Source organism: Sphingobium sp. LMA1-1-1.1 (assembly GCF_040676365.1).
Classification (GTDB): domain Bacteria; phylum Pseudomonadota; class Alphaproteobacteria; order Sphingomonadales; family Sphingomonadaceae; genus Sphingobium.
Genome location: NZ_JBEGHS010000001.1, coordinates 1,015,374 through 1,031,999 on the forward strand (window position 1 = coordinate 1,015,374; position 16,626 = coordinate 1,031,999).

16 protein-coding genes are annotated in these 16,626 nt (G+C 67.2%); 8 read left to right on the forward strand and 8 right to left on the reverse strand.

Annotated elements, in window-relative coordinates; translation table 11 throughout:
• Positions 1-91 precede the first annotated feature (91 nt).
• The 7 genes from MRBLMA1_RS04945 to MRBLMA1_RS04975 are packed head-to-tail and all read left to right on the forward strand — an operon-like array spanning position 92 to position 6,627.
• Positions 92-886: a creatininase family protein gene (locus MRBLMA1_RS04945; protein ID WP_363735426.1), complete on the forward strand. Its 795-nt coding sequence runs from the start codon at positions 92-94 to the stop codon at positions 884-886.
• Entirely contained in the window at positions 883-2,220 is a 1,338-nt protein-coding gene (locus MRBLMA1_RS04950) for an FAD-binding oxidoreductase (protein ID WP_363735310.1), read from the forward strand. The genes MRBLMA1_RS04945 and MRBLMA1_RS04950 overlap by 4 nt, the downstream gene beginning before the upstream one ends.
• 2 nt (positions 2,221-2,222) lie before the next feature.
• Entirely contained in the window at positions 2,223-3,923 is a 1,701-nt protein-coding gene (locus tag MRBLMA1_RS04955; protein WP_363735311.1) for a CocE/NonD family hydrolase, read from the forward strand.
• Positions 3,916-4,350 (forward strand): cupin domain-containing protein, encoded by a 435-nt coding sequence (locus tag MRBLMA1_RS04960; protein ID WP_363735312.1) that lies wholly within the window; start codon positions 3,916-3,918, stop codon positions 4,348-4,350. The genes MRBLMA1_RS04955 and MRBLMA1_RS04960 overlap by 8 nt, the downstream gene beginning before the upstream one ends.
• The gene (locus MRBLMA1_RS04965) at positions 4,350-5,120 is read left to right on the forward strand and encodes a cysteine hydrolase family protein (protein WP_363735313.1); all 771 of its coding nucleotides are present in this window, start codon (positions 4,350-4,352) and stop codon (positions 5,118-5,120) included. Before MRBLMA1_RS04960 ends, MRBLMA1_RS04965 begins: the two co-directional genes overlap by 1 nt.
• A complete protein-coding gene (locus MRBLMA1_RS04970) occupies positions 5,117-5,293 on the forward strand; it encodes a hypothetical protein (RefSeq protein WP_363735314.1) in 177 nt (58 codons plus the stop codon). Before MRBLMA1_RS04965 ends, MRBLMA1_RS04970 begins: the two co-directional genes overlap by 4 nt.
• On the forward strand, positions 5,290-6,627 hold the full coding sequence (locus MRBLMA1_RS04975; RefSeq protein WP_363735315.1) for an AtzE family amidohydrolase: 1,338 nt from the start codon (positions 5,290-5,292) through the stop codon (positions 6,625-6,627). The genes MRBLMA1_RS04970 and MRBLMA1_RS04975 overlap by 4 nt, the downstream gene beginning before the upstream one ends.
• Before the next feature lie 375 nt (positions 6,628-7,002).
• Here MRBLMA1_RS04975 and MRBLMA1_RS04980 read toward each other — a convergent pair whose 3' ends face one another.
• Genes MRBLMA1_RS04980 through MRBLMA1_RS05000 form a run of 5 tightly spaced genes read right to left on the reverse strand, consistent with a single transcriptional unit; the run spans position 7,003 to position 11,525 of the window.
• The gene (locus tag MRBLMA1_RS04980; protein WP_363735316.1) at positions 7,003-8,175 is read right to left on the reverse strand and encodes a glycosyltransferase; all 1,173 of its coding nucleotides are present in this window, start codon (positions 8,173-8,175) and stop codon (positions 7,003-7,005) included.
• A 3-nt stretch (positions 8,176-8,178) separates the two neighbouring features.
• Positions 8,179-8,670 (reverse strand): DUF2141 domain-containing protein, encoded by a 492-nt coding sequence (locus MRBLMA1_RS04985; protein ID WP_363735427.1) that lies wholly within the window; start codon positions 8,668-8,670, stop codon positions 8,179-8,181.
• A gap of 5 nt (positions 8,671-8,675) precedes the next feature.
• Positions 8,676-9,620, reverse strand: coding sequence for a hypothetical protein (locus MRBLMA1_RS04990; RefSeq protein ID WP_363735317.1), 945 nt, complete (start codon positions 9,618-9,620; stop codon positions 8,676-8,678).
• Positions 9,617-10,786, reverse strand: a complete 1,170-nt coding sequence (locus tag MRBLMA1_RS04995) for a glycosyltransferase (RefSeq protein WP_363735319.1) — start codon at positions 10,784-10,786, stop codon at positions 9,617-9,619. The genes MRBLMA1_RS04990 and MRBLMA1_RS04995 overlap by 4 nt, the downstream gene beginning before the upstream one ends.
• Position 10,787: 1 nt before the next feature.
• A complete protein-coding gene (locus MRBLMA1_RS05000) occupies positions 10,788-11,525 on the reverse strand; it encodes a polysaccharide deacetylase family protein (protein ID WP_363735320.1) in 738 nt (245 codons plus the stop codon).
• 221 nt (positions 11,526-11,746) lie between these two features.
• Between MRBLMA1_RS05000 and MRBLMA1_RS05005 the strand changes: the two genes are divergently transcribed.
• Positions 11,747-12,790 (forward strand): endonuclease/exonuclease/phosphatase family protein, encoded by a 1,044-nt coding sequence (locus MRBLMA1_RS05005; RefSeq protein WP_363735321.1) that lies wholly within the window; start codon positions 11,747-11,749, stop codon positions 12,788-12,790.
• Here the strand turns inward: MRBLMA1_RS05005 and MRBLMA1_RS05010 are convergent.
• The 3 genes from MRBLMA1_RS05010 to MRBLMA1_RS05020 all read right to left on the reverse strand — a co-directional run bounded on the left by MRBLMA1_RS05010 (position 12,774) and on the right by MRBLMA1_RS05020 (position 16,621).
• Positions 12,774-15,065 (reverse strand): TonB-dependent receptor, encoded by a 2,292-nt coding sequence (locus tag MRBLMA1_RS05010; RefSeq protein ID WP_363735322.1) that lies wholly within the window; start codon positions 15,063-15,065, stop codon positions 12,774-12,776. The genes MRBLMA1_RS05005 and MRBLMA1_RS05010 overlap by 17 nt on opposite strands.
• Positions 15,037-16,026: a FecR family protein gene (locus MRBLMA1_RS05015; RefSeq protein WP_363735324.1), complete on the reverse strand. Its 990-nt coding sequence runs from the start codon at positions 16,024-16,026 to the stop codon at positions 15,037-15,039. Before MRBLMA1_RS05015 ends, MRBLMA1_RS05010 begins: the two co-directional genes overlap by 29 nt.
• 76 nt (positions 16,027-16,102) lie before the next feature.
• On the reverse strand, positions 16,103-16,621 hold the full coding sequence (locus MRBLMA1_RS05020; protein WP_363735326.1) for an RNA polymerase sigma factor: 519 nt from the start codon (positions 16,619-16,621) through the stop codon (positions 16,103-16,105).
• Positions 16,622-16,626: the final 5 nt, after the last annotated feature.

A 16,626-nucleotide genomic window follows, 5' to 3' on the forward strand; every position in this document is an offset into this window, starting at 1 on the left:
GTGCAAGGAAGCTTTACCGTGAGGCGGGCCCGGCAAGAAAGGATAATTTGCAATGCCGCCCCACTTTTACCCGGCCCGCCTCTGGCGCGACATGCCGTCATCCGCTTTTCAGGCCCTGCCCGCCAATACCATTGCGATCTTGCCGGTGGGCGCCATCGAGCAGCACGGACCCCACCTGCCGGTCTATGTCGATAGCTGCATCAACGAGGGCCTGCTCTCGCAGGCTCTGAGCGAAGCCCCGGCAGAACTGCCCGTCGTGGCCCTGCCGATCCAGTCAGTCGGCAAGAGCGATGAGCATCTCGCCTTCCCCGGCACGCTGAGTCTTCCGGCTTCGGTGCTGACGGATCTGCTCCTGGAACTGGGCCGATCCGTTCGTAGGGCAGGCATCCGACGGCTCGTCCTGCTCAATTCGCACGGCGGCCAGCCTCAGATCATGGACATCGTCGCACGAACGCTACGGGTTGAGTTAGGCATGTTCGTGGTCAATGCCGCGTGGTCGAAGATGGGCATGCCTCCGGGGCTCTTCTCGGCAGAGGAATGTGCCCATGGCATCCATGGCGGCGAGATCGAGACTTCGCTGATGCTGCACTTGCGCCCTGACCTTGTCGACATGGCGAAGGCGCGGAACTTCGTTTCCTTGAGCAAGACGATGCAGGCTGACTTCGACATCCTGACGCCGGAAGGCAAGGTCGGTTTCGGTTGGCAGATTCAGGACCTGAACCCCGAAGGTGCATGTGGCAACGCCGCCGCCGCAGACGCTGAGCGCGGCAAGCTGGTCGCCGATCATGCTGCTGCGCGCTTCATTGCCCTTCTCCACGAGGTCGCGCGCTATCCGGTCGAGCGCATCGGCGCTCCGGCCGCTATTTCACAGGCCGCAACCGCATGAACCTCGCCGGTTTCCTCGACCAACTAGGCGATGTGCCGTGGAGCCAGGCGCCTGCCGATCTCAAGCGCAAGAGCAAGGACTATTTCTGGTTCAGCCCGGTGCTGTCCGCGCTGCTTCACGACTGCGAAGCTGACGTGATCGTCTCTCCCCGCTCCGTCGATGAGGTCATGACCGTCGCCGCGGCCAGCGCGCGCACTGGCGTTCCGCTGACGCCGCGCGGCGGCGGGACCGGCAATTACGGGCAGGCCGTTCCACTAAGACGCGGAGCGGTGATCGACATGACCGGCCTTGCCCGGTTGATCGAGGTTGCGGACGGTGTCGTCACGGTCGAGGCTGGCATGACGCTTCACGCGCTGGAGCAGGCGCTACGCGCGCGGGGTCATGAACTGCGCATGTTTCCCTCCACCTGGGAAACGGCGACCGTCGGCGGCTTCGTCTCGGGCGGGACCGGCGGCGTTGGTTCGGTCACCTGGGGCGGTCTGCGCGAACCCGGCAACCTGATCGGCACCAGCCTCGTTACGGTAGAGGACACGCCCCGCCTGATCGATCTGACCGGCAGCCAATGCAACCTCATCAATCGCACCTTCGGGACGACCGGCCTGCTCGTCCGACTGGCGTTGCCGGTGCAACCGGCCGTCGACTGGCATGACCTGCTCGTGACCTTCGAACAGTTCGAGGATGCAATCGCCTTTGGCCACGCGATGTGCAAGGCCCAAGGCGTGCAGAAGCGTCTGTGCTCGATCTCGGATGACCGCCAGGCGCGTTATTTCCGACCCTATGTTCCCTATATTCCCGAAGGCAGCGCCATCGCCGCGCTGATGGTCGCGCCGGCGGGCCTTGTCGCGGCGCACGAACTGGCGGCGGCGCACAATGGCCGCGTCACGTTGGAACGCGCTTCGGGAGGGGAAGAAGGCCCATCCCTCCCGATCTACGAACTCGGCTTCAATCACGCGACCCAGCACGTCCTGCGGCGCGAGCGCGGCCACACCTATCTGCAGACTATCTTCCCCACGCCCGAAATACTCCACGGCCTACGCACGCGGCTGGGCGACGAAGTGATGTGGCATGTCGAGTTCATCGGCTTCGACGGCGGTCATGTGATGAACAGCCTGCCCGTCATTCGCTACACCGGCGAAGAGAGGCTCGCCGAGCTGATCGCGATTTTCGAGAACGCGGGCGCGCCCGTCGCCAATCCTCATGTCTACACTGTCGAGGACGGTAGCCGTTACAAGCGACTGCCCGGAGACCAGCTCGGGTTCAAGCACGATGTCGATCCCCAAGGGCTTCTCAACCCCGGCAAGATGCGTACGTTCATGCCGTCAGAGACGCTATAGCCGTGCTCGACCGGACCATGCCGCACAAGACCATTGCGTCCTCCGGCGAAGGCGCTCTTCCCGGCCTCGTCCAGGCATCGATGCTGACTTCGGACGGAGTGCGGCTGGACGCCGACATCTGGATGCCGCTTGGCGAGGAGGATGCGCCGGTGCTCCTGATGCGGCAGGCCTACGGCCGGCGACTCGGCTCGGCGCTATGCTACGCGCACCCCGCCTGGTACGCACGCCAGGGTTTCATCGTAGTTATCCAGGATGTGCGAGGACGCGGCACCTCCGAGGGCGAATTTACCGCCTTTGTCCATGAGGCACGCGATGGCGCCGAGGCGATCGAATGGGCCGCTGCGCTGCCGCGTTCCAATGGGCGGGTCGGTCTTTATGGGTTTTCCTATCAGGGCACCAACCAGCTTCTCGCGGCTGGACTGCGTCCGCCCGCGCTGAGGGCCATGGCGCCCGCGATGATCGGTTGGGACCTGTTCGCCGACTGGGCGAGCGAGGACGGCGCGCTGCGCCTCGCGTCCAACATCAGCTGGGGTATCCAGATGGCGGCGGGTACCGCCGAGCATCGTGGCGAGATGGCGGCGTGGGAGGAGCTGTTCGCCGCATCGCGCGCGCTCCCGCTCAATGCCCCCGTCAACGCGCGGCCGCCGGTGCTCGAACGCCACCGCGCGCTCGGGCACTATCACGACTGGCTGGAACGCCCCGCCAGCGATCCCTACTGGTCCGCCGTCTCACCGAGCGCCGCGCTCGCGGAACTGCGCGCGGGCGGTGTTCCGGCGCTGTTCGTCGGCGGCTGGTTCGACACCCATCTGCCGGGCACGCTCGCGGGCTTCGATGCACTCGGCGGCGCGCTCATGATCGGCCCCTGGACGCATTTTCCGTGGGACCGCTCCGTGGCCGATCGCGATTTCGGGTCCGCCGCCGTCAGCCCCGTCGACCATGCCCAAGTCCGCTGGTTCCGGCGCTGGCTCATGGACGATGCCAACGTCGAACTCTCGCCGCCGATCTCGCTATTCGACATGGGTACCTGCGAATGGCGGACGGGCGACATCTGGCCGGAGGAGCGGACGACCTTCCATCTGGGTGGGGAAGGCATTGCCTCGGTTGACGGAACAAGCGCAACACTTGGGCCGGCTCCCGGAGAGACTTGCATTGAGTACCTTGTCCACGATCCCTGGCGGCCGGCACCGAGCGTGGGCGGCGCATTCGGCACACCGCCGGGACCTGTCTACCGCGCTAAGGTAGACAATCGTACCGACGTGCTCACCTTCACCACGGCTCCGCTTGAAGATTCGCTGGCGTTGTTCGGCGAAGTCGGCGCCGATCTTGCCGTGGCCTGCGACAGCCCGGCCTTTGATCTTGCCTGCGTTCTCTCGCGCATCGACGCGCGAGGAAGGGTGACCCAGATCGCCGAAGGCCATCGCTCCCTGCTCGATCACCGGGCGGGGGATCGCATCGCCGTGTCGCTGCGCAAGACCTGCGCCACGCTGCGCCCCGGTGAGCGGCTTCGCCTCTCGATCGCCGCCGCCGCCTATCCGGCCTATCCGGTCAATCCCGGCACCGGACGCCGGCCGGCCGATGCTCCCCGGAGCGAGGCACGGCTCATCACGATCGGGATCATCACCGGCGGCGCGGACGGATCGCTGCTGCACCTTTCGATGGCTCAAGGGCAGACCACCCAACAGGAAAACCAGGACTATGTATGAGATGATGCTAGCCCGCTCGGTCCGCGATGTGGAAGCGCGGCGAATCGCCCCCGGCGATAGCAACTATTTCGCTCTCCTGTTCGATCCGCTGGCCGACGGGATCGAACCGGTGTGCGTCGTGGAGATATTTGCGGTCGGCGGACGGACCCCGCCCAACAGCCACGCGCATGCCCATGAATATTTCTACGTCATTTCGGGCGAGGGTGAGGCGCATTGCGGCGACACCGTCCGGCGCATCACGCCCGGCGACGCGCTGATGCTACGGCCGGGCGCCGAGCATGTCGTCGTCAACACCGGCGCGGCGAAGCTCTACACGCTTACCTTCATGGTGCCGAACGAGGGCTTCGCCGAATTGATCCGCGCCGGGGAGCGGGTAGAACTGGATGCCGAGGACCTCGTTACGCTGACCGGCCTCAAGGCCGCGTGATGGCCGTGATGCACCCGCTCGGCAGCGCCCCGCACAACCAGTGGCGCGTCAATGAAGCCGCCGTGGATTTCGTCCGCACGCCACGCGTCCCGCGACCCGTGGCGATCCCGGCAACGCCGCAGCATATCCGGCTCGACCTTGCCCGCACGGCGCTTGTCATCGTCGATATGCAGAATGACTTCTGTCACGCCGACGGCTGGCTTGCCTCGATCGGCGTTGACGTGTCGCCCGGACAAAGGCTGATCGCGCCGATACATGCGATGCTGGCAGAGGCCCGCAACGCCAATATTCCCGTCGTCTGGGTCAACTGGGGCAACCGGCCAGACCTTCTGAACCTGGGGCCCTCGACCCTCCATGTCTACAATGCTTCGGGCACCGGCACAGGCCTCGGCAATCCGCTTGCCAATGGCGCACCGGTGTTGCAGGCCGGTAGCTGGGCCGCGGCGATCCTCGATGAGTTTGGCGATACCGCCGGCGACATTCACGTCGCCAAGTTCAGCATGTCGGGCTTCTGGGAAACGCATCTCGACGCGATCCTGCGGAACCTTGGCGTTACGACGCTACTCTTCGCGGGGGTAAATCTCGACCAGTGCGTGCTATGCACGTTCCAGGACGCGAGTTTCCGGGGCTATGACTGCGTGCTGCTGGAGGATTGCAGCGCGACGACATCGCCCGGCTTCTGCGCCGAAGCGACGCTCTACAACATCCGCCAATGCTTCGGCTTCGTCGCCGCGTCGCCCGATGTCATCGATGCGGTGAAGCAGGCATGAGCCTCCAGCCCGAACTCGCCGAACGCATCGCCGCAATGGCGCCGCTGGACGTACCGGACGCCTATGCCGAAAGCGTGGCGCAATGGCTCGATATTCTGGCCGATCATATATTAGCCTTTTCCGGGATTGAATTGCCTGACGCGGTCGATCCTGCGCCGATGTTTCGCCCATGAGCGGCCTCGCACGCCAGGCAGTGCTGCGCAGCCTCGCCGCGATCGCCGATCGGGACGCCGCGTTCAACTGCTTCACTTCCGTCCAGCCCGAACGGGCGCTGGCCGACGCCGACCGGGCCGACCGGACGGGCGCTCCGCTCGCCGGCCTGACCTTCGCCGTAAAGAACCTGTTCGACATTGCGGGTGAGGTGACGCTGGCCGGATCGATCATTCTCAAGGATGAACCGCCCGCAGCGCGTGACGCCTTTCTGGTGGAACGGCTGCGCAGCGCGGGCGCCGCGTTGCTCGGCACACTCAACATGGATGAGTTCGCCTACGGCTTTTCCACCGAGAATCATCATTACGGGCCGACGCGAAATCCGCACGATCCCGCGCGGATCGCCGGCGGATCATCGGGCGGTTCGGCAGCGGCGGTGGCGGCAGGACTGGTGGACGTCGCACTGGGATCGGACACCAACGGCTCGATCCGCATCCCGGCCTCGCTCTGCGGCGTTTATGGCTTGAAGCCTACTTTCGGGCGCCTTTCGCGGCGCGGCGCCTTTCCCTTCGTTGCCAGCCTCGATCACACCGGCCATTTCGCAGCGAGCCTCGACGGCCTTGCCCACGCCTTCGATGCGATGCAAGGCCATGACCCGGAAGATCCAGCCATGCTGGACATGCCGCCCGCCGCCTCGGTCGCGGCGCTGGCCGATAATGGCCGACCGCTGCGCGTGGCACGCCTCGGCGGCTGGTTCGCCTCGGTGATGACCACCGAGGTCGCCGAGGCGATGGACCGGATCGCGGCCGCAGCCGGAGCCGACCGCACTGTCGACCTGCGCGGCGCTGAAGCGGCGCGCTCAGCTGCCTTCACGATCTCCGCCGCCGAGGGTGGGCAATTGCACAGCGAGCGATTACGCACCCGCCCGCAGGATTTCGACCCGGCGACGCGCGACCGCCTTTTCGCGGGCGCGCTACTTCCAGCCGCGGCCGTCCTCCAGGCGCAGCGCGTGCGGACATGGTTCCGCGATCAGGCCGCCAAGCTGTTCGCCGAGCACGATCTTCTCCTCGCGCCCGCCACATTCACCACAGCGCCGGAGATCGGCCAGGCCTCGGTAACGGTCGATGGCAGAACAATCCCGGTGCGCGCCAATCTGGGCCTCTATACCCAGCCCATCAGCTTCATCGGTCTGCCCGTCCTCACCGCACCCGTGGCCGTGGCAGGCCTTCCCATCGGCGTGCAGATCATCGCGCCGCCATGGAAGGAGGAAGCCGCTTTCCACCTTGCCATACGACTGGAACGCATCGGGGCACTGATGGTCCGCCGCGCCGGAAGCGCCGGCAAACCGAGCGGATGAATGGCGCCGCTTCACCGCCAGTCTTGTGTCGTTCTGGGAAAAATCAGTGCTTACCCGGTGATTATTTTTACCATAACACGCTTCACAAATAGACCAGAATATCGACTATTATCAGACTTTTAATAAGTATTCGTACCGATGGTCCGGTATTTTCCGCGACCGGCGTCAGGCACGGCCGGCGCAGCCCGGCCGCGCCGATGTTACCGATCGGAACGCAACAGCCACCAGAGAATGGCGGTCATCAAGGACCAGCTTTCGCAGGTGGAACGATGGCGCAGACCACAGGAATGGGCCTGTCCCGCGTCGGGCGGCCGCCTGCGGAAGACAGGAAGGCTCAGGCGGCGGCGCGGGCGCATGGGGTGGGCAATAGGCCGGTCAAGCAACATGGCGCCGTTCCCTGGTCATGTCGTCATAGACCGCGAACAGCCGGTCGAAATGATCGTCCATGGTCATGACCGCCGAAGCCGACGCCAGCGCCGTCCGGCGCCGCGCCACAGCATCAGCCTGCGCGAAATCGACGATGGCCGCGGCCAGGCTGTCGGCCTGCCCGGCGCGATAGAGCAACCCTCCGCCACTGCGCGCCTGGTCGGACGCACCGCCCTCGTCGGGCACGATGACGGGCAGGCCGCTGGCGCGCGCTTCGGCCGCCACCATGCAGAATGTCTCCGCCTCGCAGCCATGGACCAGCGCGTCGGCGCTGGCGAGCAGTTCGGCAAGCGCCGGTCGCGCATGCATCGGCGCCAGCAACTGGATATGCGGATTATTGGCCGACGCCCGGCGCACCCGCGCCCTTTCCCGGCCGTCGCCGACCAGCACCAGGCCGACCGGCGTCGAAAAGCCCGCCGACGCCACCGCATCGATCACCATGGGCCAGCGCTTTTCCGGCGCATGACGGCCCACCCCCAGCAGCAGCGTCGCCTCCGGCCCAAGGCCGCAACGCTCCAACAGGCGCGCGCGCAGTCCTTCATTGCGATGCGCCGGGCTGAAATAGCCCGGTTCGACGCCCATGGGCAGGGTCATCACCCGCCGCAGCCGGCCGGCCTCCAGCCGCTGGGACAGGCTGTCGCTGGCGCTGACCACCAGGTCGAACTGCTGGTCCAGCCGGCGCAGATGGCGCCAGAACCAGTCGAACCCGCGATCGATCGCCTCGCGGCTCAGCACCGATCCGAACCAGCGATAGGCATAGGCCGACAACGGATCGGCATGCATGATCAGCGCACGGGGCGCATCGCCCCGCCAGCGCGCCACCATCGCCGCGCTGGACCAGGGGGAGGATGCCTCGACCAGATCGGGTTGCAACCGGTCCAGCATGGCGTGGAGCGAGGCTTCATCGTCGAAATAGGAATAGCGCCGGTCGAGCGGAAAGCGCCGCGCGGGCAGCATGACGATCCTGCCGCCCCCCGCTTCCACCACCTGGTCGCTGTCCGACGGAGCCAGGATGATGACCTCATGGCCGGCCATCGCCCCTGCGCGCAGCTTGCGTTCGACATAGGTCTTCACGCCGCCGCCGCTGGGCGCGTAGAAAGCGCAGACATCCACGATGCGCATGACCTATTCCTTGATCGGGCCGAAGGAAAAGAGTCCCCGGCGATAATTGACGATGATGACGATGTGCTCAGGTCCGCTGCCCACCGTCGCGCTCGCGGCGGCGGCCGACGGCTTGGACCAGCCCAGCTTGGGATTGCCGGCAAAACCGATGCCGTCGACCGAAATCGAGAAGCGGCGATTGGCGTCGCGATCGTGCAACAGGCTGAGCGCATAGGTGCCGGGGCCCGGCGCGCGGATGCAAAGCTGCACCGGCCCGGCGGCCGGCACCGCCTCCTCGACCCTGCGAAACGGCTTGCCCGCCGCCACCAGCACATTGTCGTCCGCCAGGAAATCCGTGTCGTTGGCGGGGTAGAGTTCCAGCTTCAGCCGACCCTTGCGATCCTTCAGGCCCTTGACCTCGACCAGGAAGGCCGGGCCATTCTCGCTCGCGCGGCACCGGCCCTCCGCCTTGCCCAAATCCGGGCTGGACGGGATGGCCGCGGCGAGCATCAGCATCGCGATCACTGCGCCCGTCCCTCTTTCATGAGGCCGGTCACGCCCAGTGCCATGCCGACCAGCAGGTGCGCCGCCAGGATGAGCGACGCCATCAGCGCCATGGCCGACACGATCTCATTGTCACGTCCGATCAGGAAGGCGGCCATGCCGGCGAACACCACATCCTTGTTGGGCAGGAAGGGCAGGCGCGACACAAGCTGACGCAGCGTGCCCAGCAGGATCCACCAGCTCAGCGGAATGTCCGGCAGCAACATGTGCCACATCATCGCGGCCAGCACCGTGGTCGCGATGATGCGCAGCAAATGGATGCCCGCCACCACCCACAATTCAGCGCGCGGCAGGGTGAAGAGCCGCTTGCGCAGCAGCATCGCCACCAGCGACGTCGCCAGCACGAACAGGATCGACCCGCCGACTTCCCAACTGTTGAGCCGCGCATCCACAGCACCCAGCAGCGGCACGGCAAAGGCGACCATGACCAGCGTGACGCCATTGCCGACCAGCGCGGACAGGATGGTCACGTCCTTGATCGCGCCAAAGGGCGCGGTGGTGATCTTCGCGCTGCGCCGCGCCCAGGCGTAGAAATAGACCTCGCCCAGATAACCCAGCAGGATCTCATTGCTCACCAGCTTGCGCAGCAACGCGGCGAAACCTTCGGCCGGGATCGCCCAGAGGCGGCGGAAAATCACCCATTCCGACAGCGGACCGGCCAGGTAATAAAGCGCAAAGGCCGCCCAGAAGGCGATGCTGCCCGGCACCATCGCCCACAGGCTGGCGGGATCCAGCCCGTGAAACTGGTGGAGCGCCACGACCAGGATCAGCACCGACACCAGCGGCCCGGCCCAGCGGGTCCAGTTGCGGCCCGACTGTATCAGCGGCTTGGGGTCCAGCATTGCCTGGTCGATCGGCACGGCGGAGGGAGGAAGAAGGCCGGTGGTGCTGTTGCCGGTCATAGGGGGCTCGTCATTGTGGACGGGATGGAGTGACGTCGTGCGCCGCGGCGAACCTCAGTCGGCCGCGCGGAAATTCCGGCGAAACAGTCGAGATAGGCGGCCGATGCCGCTTCCAGCGTGAACCGCCGCGCCTGCGCCAGGCTGGCGGCGGCGTCCTGCGGCATGGGCGCTTGCGCAAGGGCGGCGGAAAAGGCGGCAAGGTCGCCCGGCGGCACAAGCTGGCCCAGCGCCCCGTCCTCCAGCAGCGATCGCATCGCCGCGCTGCATTCGGTCGCGATCACCGGCAGGCCCACGGCCAGCGCCTCCAGCAGCACGGCGGGCACGCCTTCATAGTCGGACGACAGCAGGAACGCGGCGGCCCCGCCGGTCTGCAGCGCGGGGTCGGCGACATGGCCCATGAACATCACCCTGTCGGCAATACCCAGCCGCCGGGCGCAGGCGGCAAGCCTGCCCCGCTCCGGCCCTTCGCCAAAGATCAGCAACTGGTCCTCGGCCCCTGCCGCCCGTGCAAAGGCGGCCAGCATCAGCGCGAAATTCTTCTGCCGCGCCAGACGGCCGATGGCGACGAAGCGGCGACCGCTGCCCTCGCCTGCCCTGCGGACGGCGCGCAAACGCTCGATCTGGTCGATCGACAGGGCCGGATCGGGAATGACGCTGATCGCACCGGCGCCCGGACGGACAAGCGCTGTGATCTCCCGCTCCAGCCCCGGCGCCATGGCAATGAAATGATCGATGAACCGGCCCTGGATGCGCAGCCACAACCGATAGGCGATGCGCGCGGGCCAGATCATGTCGTGCCTTTCCAGGTCGTTGCTGATCTTCGCCAGCACCGGCGGACAGGCGCGCCCCAGCAACAGCTTCATCGCCACGGCGACCACGGCATAGCTGTTGCCCGCGCAGAACAGGACATCGGGCTTCGTCCGGCGGATGAACCCTGGCAGGGTCATGATCATCCACAGCGTCTCGAAGGCCGCGACGGAAAATCCGGGACCGCGCGGCACATGGGGGTCCAGTCCCTCGCCGGTCTCGCCCCGCATCGCGCCCTCGCCGCGCCCCAGGAACAGCGGCGCATCGACGCCCTGCTCCCGCCAGCGGCGCACCAGCCTCAGCGCGACCCGTTCGACCCCGCCGGGCTCGAAACTGTGGAGGAAAGTCAGGATCCGCATCTCATCCCGCCAGCAGGTCGCCGTAACGGGCGGGCCGGTGCGTGCGTGCCAGCCGCCGCACCACCCGGTCGATGCTCTCCAGCAGGGCCGGCACATGGGCATCGCCCGGATGCACCGCCACCCGCGCGACCGGCGCATGGCGCAGGACCGGCGGCAACAGGCGCGCCGCCAACAGCGACGATGCGATCCGCGCCCGGCTGCGGCTGGCCCAGGTGATGACCGGCCCGCGCGCCAATATCCTGCCCGACGGCGGATGCCACACCCTCATATGGTCCTCCGCCAGCGCAAATCCGCTCTGGCCCAGCGCCTCGCGCGCGGGTGCGCCATATAGCCAGGCCGGCGCCACGAAGCCTGTGACCGCTACGCCCGTGACCTGTTCGATCAGGTCCCGGCCCTCGGCCATGCGCCGCGCCGCCGTCACCCTATCCAACCCCAGGAACTCGCCCTCACCGGCGGTCATGTGCCTTGCCTTGAATCGCGCGATCGCATCGTCATGGGTCGCCATGTCCTTGTGGAACCAGCCATGGGCGAACATGCTGACCCCCGCCTCCGCCCAGCGGCGCAGCCGCGTCGCAAAGGGCGATCCGGGCAGCAGCGGATGCGCGCCCCAATGATTGGGCACCACCAGCATCGCCAGTGTGTCCGGCGCGGCGTGAAGCGACAGCCGGTCCAGCAACCGGTCGACTTCACCCTCGAATCGCGGGCCGACATCATGAATGGATAGAAGAAGCCGTTTCATGACAGGTTCACGCCCCCCGAACACCTGCGCCGATCGAACGCCCTATGATGCCGGGTGATGACTTCACTGTGACAATTGTCGCCATATCTGCCTTTCGGTCTTGTCTCGATGACGCCACCGCCACGGGACACCGCAGCCCGAGCAGGAATATTTTTTAATGTGGCACGACAACTGCGGTGCCGCCGCGCCGACGCCGTCATCGCGCCACAGGAGAACAGGCTGTGCGCATTTTAACATGGACCGTGCCGATGATCGCCGCCGCCGCCCTCGTCGCGGCGGCCCCTTCCGCAAACACGCGCGGCGCGGCGCCCCGGACGGAAGCTGTGCATTTCGACGGCACGCTGTCGGTCATGACCTATAATATCCACGGCCTGCCCTGGCCGCTGGCCTGGGGTCGTCCGGCCGATTTCGACCGCATCGCGGCAACGCTGCGCGACATGCGGGCCGCCGGGCGCAATCCCCATATCGTGCTGCTGCAGGAGGCGTTCACCGACGATGCGAAAGCGATCGGGCGGGCGGCAGGCTATCCCTATGTCGCGGACGGACCGGACGACCGGGCGACCAACGGCGCCACCCCGGTCGGCGCGCAGCAGCGCTTCGCCGCCGACGAAAGCTGGACCCATGGCGAGGGCGTCGGCAAATATGTCGGCAGCGGGCTTCAGATCCTGTCCGATTATCCGATCGTCGCGGTCCACCGCATGGCCTTTCCGCGCTTCGCCTGCGCGGGGTTCGACTGCCTAGCGAACAAGGGCGCGATGCTGGTGCGGGTCAGCCTGCCCGGCCAGGCCGAACCGGTCGATGTCGTCACCACCCATCTCAACAGCCGCCGCGCCTCCGACGTGTCGGACGCCCGCTCCAACGAAGCGCACAGCCTTCAGATCGCCAGCCTCACCGCCTTCATCCGCCAATGGCACGACCCGCGCGACCCGCTGATCGTCGGCGGCGATTTCAATGCCGGCCAGACCAGCGGACGGCGCATCGACCTGACCGACCATGCGGCGCGGGACTGGAGCTTCGGCGCCCCCATGAACAACGCCTATGCCGCGGCGGCGGCGCTGCACCTCCCCTTTTCCGCCGACGCCCGCCTGTCGCAGCAGCGCGCCCGCGACTGGGAGTTTTTCGCGCCGGGCCAGCGGACGACGCTGACGCTGCGCCGGATCGACATCCCCTTCGGCCATGGGCCGGACGGCACCATGCTGTCCGACCATGTCGGCTATACCGCCACCTATGCCCTCGGCCGGCGGCCGGTCACCAGTTTTTCGTGAACCCGACCGTCCACTGCCGCGGTCGCAGCGGGGTATATTGCGGCCCCCTGTCCAGCGTAAAGGGATTGCCGAAGGCAAAGCTGTCCGCCTTGCAATCGAACAGGTTGCTGCCTGACAGCCGCACGCTCCATCCACCCCGACGCAGCGTCAGATCGGCATCGGCAAGCGCGTAGTCGCCCATCCGCCTGTCCAGGCCGGGATCGAAACTGAGGTGCGATGGGCTGAGATAGCTGACATGCGCGCCCATGCTGCCTCTCCACCCCAGCAGGCCAAGATCACGGCTTATCCCCAGCCGCGCCTTCCAGTCGGGAATGACGGGCAGATGCCGGTCGTCCACCCGCAGGCCGGCGCTGGTCCGGGTCAGCAGCGCGCTCTGCCCCACCAGCCCGGCGCTGATCGCCCAGGCCGAAGCCGCTTTCCAGTCGATCGATGCCTCGATCCCGTAGATGCGCGCGTCGCCGACATTGCGCGTGCCGATCAGCCCGTCCGTCAGCAGATAGTCGGACTGCATGTGCGACCATGTCATCAGGAAGGCGTCGGCATTGACCGTCAGCGATGGCGAGGCCGTATGCCGCCACCCCGTTTCGAATGTCTGCAACTCGTCGGATTCGAACCGTTCGGCCGACCTCGCGCTGGTCTGCGTCAGCCCGCCTGGCCGCCGCGCCCCGGCATAGCGCAGATAAAGGAAGTCGCGCGCGCCCGCCTGCCAGGACAGCGCCAGCGACGGGGTGAAGCCGCTGCGGGTCACCGACACCTCCACCCGCGTGCGGCGGCCGCCCTGCTCCGCCTCCAGCCGGGAAAGGAACAGCCGCCCGCCGACGCTGAGCGACAGGGCCGGGGTCAGCGGCACGCGCATGTCGCCAAAGGCGGCGAATTCGGCCACGCCCTGAATACCGGTGGCGACCGTCCTGTCCCGCGCACCCTCGATCACGCCCGAAAAATGGTTGCGCACATCCATGAAGGACAGGCCCGCCAGCCAGGACAGGCCGTCGTCCCGCTGGCCCGACAGGCGCACTTCCTGATCGAACAGCCGATTGCGCCGTTGCTCCAAATAGAGAGAGGGCGGCGCAACGCCGAAGGCGGCCTGGGAAAGGTCGCTGGCGTTCAGCGTGCTCGACACGTCGTGGTCGACCCAGTTGCCGGCATAGACCAGATCCATGTCGCCCAGCTTTCCCGCCACGCGCAGCGAGGCAAGGGCGAAGTCGTTGTCATGCGGCTCGGCCACCTGGTCCGGCCGCGTCAGCGCATGGCGGGCATAGACATATTGGCTGTCCGCGACATCCTGCAACTGGAACATGCCGTTCAGGTCGACAGTCCAGTCGCCCGCCAGGGCGCGCACCGCCAGCCGGGCGCCGCGCACCTCGCTGCGGTTCGAATCGCCGCGGCCCGCCGTGTCGATCCAGCCCGGCTCGCGCGCCGCATAGCCCACGGCGCGCACCGCCAGCCGGTCGGTCACCACCGGCAGGTTGATCATCGCCTCCGCGCTGCCGCCCATTTCGCCATGGGTGGCAAGCGATGCCTCCAACCCCGCCTGTCCCGCGAACGTCCCGGCATCGGGCGGGCGGGTGACGATATGATAGACGCCGCCCAGCGTCCCGCTGCCGTAAAGCGACCCCTGCGGCCCTTTCAGCAGTTCCACCCTCTCGACATCGACCAGCCGCAGGTCGGGATCGGGCGCGTTATAGGTGGCGCGGGCATCGTTGATCAGGATGGCGACGGTCGACTGGCTGTTGCCGTTGAACGGACTGTCCGCCACGCCGCGGATGAACTGGCGGTTGCGCCCCGGCCCCAGATTGGTGAGCGTCAGCCCATCCAGCCGCTGCGCCACTTCCTGCGTGCCGGAAAGCAGCGTGCCGCCCTGATCGCCTGGCGCCTGCACCACCGCGACGGAGATCGGCAGGCGCGCAAGCGGTTCCTCCCGCTTCGCGCCGGTGACGATGATGTCCGCCATTCCCTGCGGCGGCGGTGCGGAGGCCGACCGGACAGGCGGGAGCGGCGCGACGGGCGCGGCGCGCACCAGCCGATAGGCGGTCGGGGACAGTCGCCGCGCTTCCAGCCCCGTTCCCGCCAGCAACCGCGCCAGCGCCTGCTCCACCGTCAACCGCCCGTCGACGCGGTGCGACCGGCGCGCGGGCAGCCGCCCTTCGAAGCCGATCGCTATCCCCGTCTGGCGCGACAGGTCCGCCAGCGCATCGGCCAGCGGCGCGGATTCGATATGGATTGGCCGTTCTTCCTGCGCCCAGGCGCTACCGGGCGCCAGCGCGCAGCAACACAATACCGCCCTTATGCACGATCCTGAGGTCCATGAACTGCGCGACTTCACCGACAAGGCCCGAACCGTCCCCCACGATCAACACACCGGAAAATGGCCGGTCGGCAACATCGGCCCCAGCCTTCACAGGCATCCCTGCATAGCGGCTGAGATCGGACGCGACCAGAGAGAGCGGCACGCCTTCATAGACCAGCCGTCCCTGCTGCCAGCTTCCGACCGTTCCGGGGGATATGGCGGCGGTCGTTCCCCGGCGCGTCACCCGGTCGACCAGCAACTGCCGCCCGGCCGGCAGTTCGACCGTATCGCCGCCGTCACGCGGCGCGACGCTGATCCTTCCTTCGGCAACGGCGACCCGCATCATGCGGGCGTCGGCCAATATGTCGAATCGCGTGCCGATATCGCTGATCCGCTGCCCGCCTGCATCGATCGTCATGGTCCTGTCCGGGCGATGGGGAATGTCGAACAGGGCGCTGCCCTCCAGCGCCAGCCTGTCCTGCGCCGCGCCCGCCACGCGCAAATGGCTGGCGGCGGCCAGCGCGATGCGGGAACCGTCCTTCAGCATGATGGTGCGCGCCTGCCCCGGCCCGGTGCGATAATCGACCGGCGGCGGCATAGAGGGACGAAAGAAAGGAATGCCGACCGCCAGCGCCAGCGCCGCAGCGATCCCGCCACCGATCCAGCGGCGGCGGCGGGGCGCCCGCATCGCGACCGGCGGGACGGACATGCCCATCGACGGCGCGTCCATCGACGGCGCCTCCATTGACGGCATCAGCGCGGCCAGGGTGGCGCGATGATCGGCGATCCTTGCGTCGATCAATGCGATCGAATCGAACGCGGTGCGATGTGCGGGATCCGCCTCCAGCCACAGCGTGAAGCCGTCCCAGTCGAAATCCGCGTCATCCTGCGCGCGGTGCCAGGCAATCGCCTGGTCGAGGATCGTCTCATCGTCCAAAGCCGGTCCCATCAAACCTGTCCAGTCGCTGCGCAGCCCCCCGCACATGCGCCGTTCCCCGCTATAACGTCACCGGGTCAGCCTGGCCTCAGTCCTCGGACAATGCGCGGCGCAAATATTTCATCGCCACCGCCATATGCTTTTCGACCCCGCTCTTGCTGATGCCCAGCCGCTGCGCCACCTCGTCATGCGACAACCCCTCCAGCTTGTGCAACTGGAAAGCGCGGCGGGCGCCAGCGGGCAGGTTGGCGATGGCGGAGGCAAGGCGCGCCACCTCCTCCCTTTCGCTTATCTGCGCCAGCGCATCGGCGCGGGGATCGGCGGGATCGGGACCGCGCAGGTCGACGCCCGACGCCACTTCCATCCAGCTCTGCTCGCGGGCGCCCCGCCGTCGCGCCTCCCGCAGGCGGTCGAGCACGAGATTCTGCGCAATCCGATAGAGATAGGCGCGTCCATTGGCGACGGGGCCGCTCCTGCCCTCGCCGATCCGCAGCCACATGTCCTGCAGTATATCCTCCGCCTCGGGCCCGCTGCCGGTGCGCGCGACCAGGAAGCGCAACAATTCGGCGCGGCAGCTATGATAAACTGTCTCTAGCCCGCCTTCCATAAAGG

Bases quoted from the DNA above. Each gene is read 5' to 3' on its own strand.
- MRBLMA1_RS04945 (WP_363735426.1), top strand. From the start codon at position 92: ATGCCGTCATCCGCTTTTCAGGCCCTGCCCGCCAATACCATTGCGATC.
- MRBLMA1_RS04950 (WP_363735310.1), top strand. From the start codon at position 883: ATGAACCTCGCCGGTTTCCTCGACCAACTAGGCGATGTGCCGTGGAGC.
- MRBLMA1_RS04960 (WP_363735312.1), top strand. From the start codon at position 3,916: ATGTATGAGATGATGCTAGCCCGCTCGGTCCGCGATGTGGAAGCGCGG.
- MRBLMA1_RS04965 (WP_363735313.1), top strand. From the start codon at position 4,350: ATGGCCGTGATGCACCCGCTCGGCAGCGCCCCGCACAACCAGTGGCGC.
- MRBLMA1_RS04970 (WP_363735314.1), top strand. From the start codon at position 5,117: ATGAGCCTCCAGCCCGAACTCGCCGAACGCATCGCCGCAATGGCGCCG.
- MRBLMA1_RS04975 (WP_363735315.1), top strand. From the start codon at position 5,290: ATGAGCGGCCTCGCACGCCAGGCAGTGCTGCGCAGCCTCGCCGCGATC.
- MRBLMA1_RS04980 (WP_363735316.1), bottom strand. From the start codon at position 8,175: ATGCGCATCGTGGATGTCTGCGCTTTCTACGCGCCCAGCGGCGGCGGC.
- MRBLMA1_RS04985 (WP_363735427.1), bottom strand. From the start codon at position 8,670: ATGCTGATGCTCGCCGCGGCCATCCCGTCCAGCCCGGATTTGGGCAAG.
- MRBLMA1_RS04990 (WP_363735317.1), bottom strand. From the start codon at position 9,620: ATGACCGGCAACAGCACCACCGGCCTTCTTCCTCCCTCCGCCGTGCCG.
- MRBLMA1_RS04995 (WP_363735319.1), bottom strand. From the start codon at position 10,786: ATGCGGATCCTGACTTTCCTCCACAGTTTCGAGCCCGGCGGGGTCGAA.
- MRBLMA1_RS05000 (WP_363735320.1), bottom strand. From the start codon at position 11,525: ATGAAACGGCTTCTTCTATCCATTCATGATGTCGGCCCGCGATTCGAG.
- MRBLMA1_RS05015 (WP_363735324.1), bottom strand. From the start codon at position 16,026: ATGGGACCGGCTTTGGACGATGAGACGATCCTCGACCAGGCGATTGCC.
- MRBLMA1_RS05020 (WP_363735326.1), bottom strand. From the start codon at position 16,621: ATGGAAGGCGGGCTAGAGACAGTTTATCATAGCTGCCGCGCCGAATTG.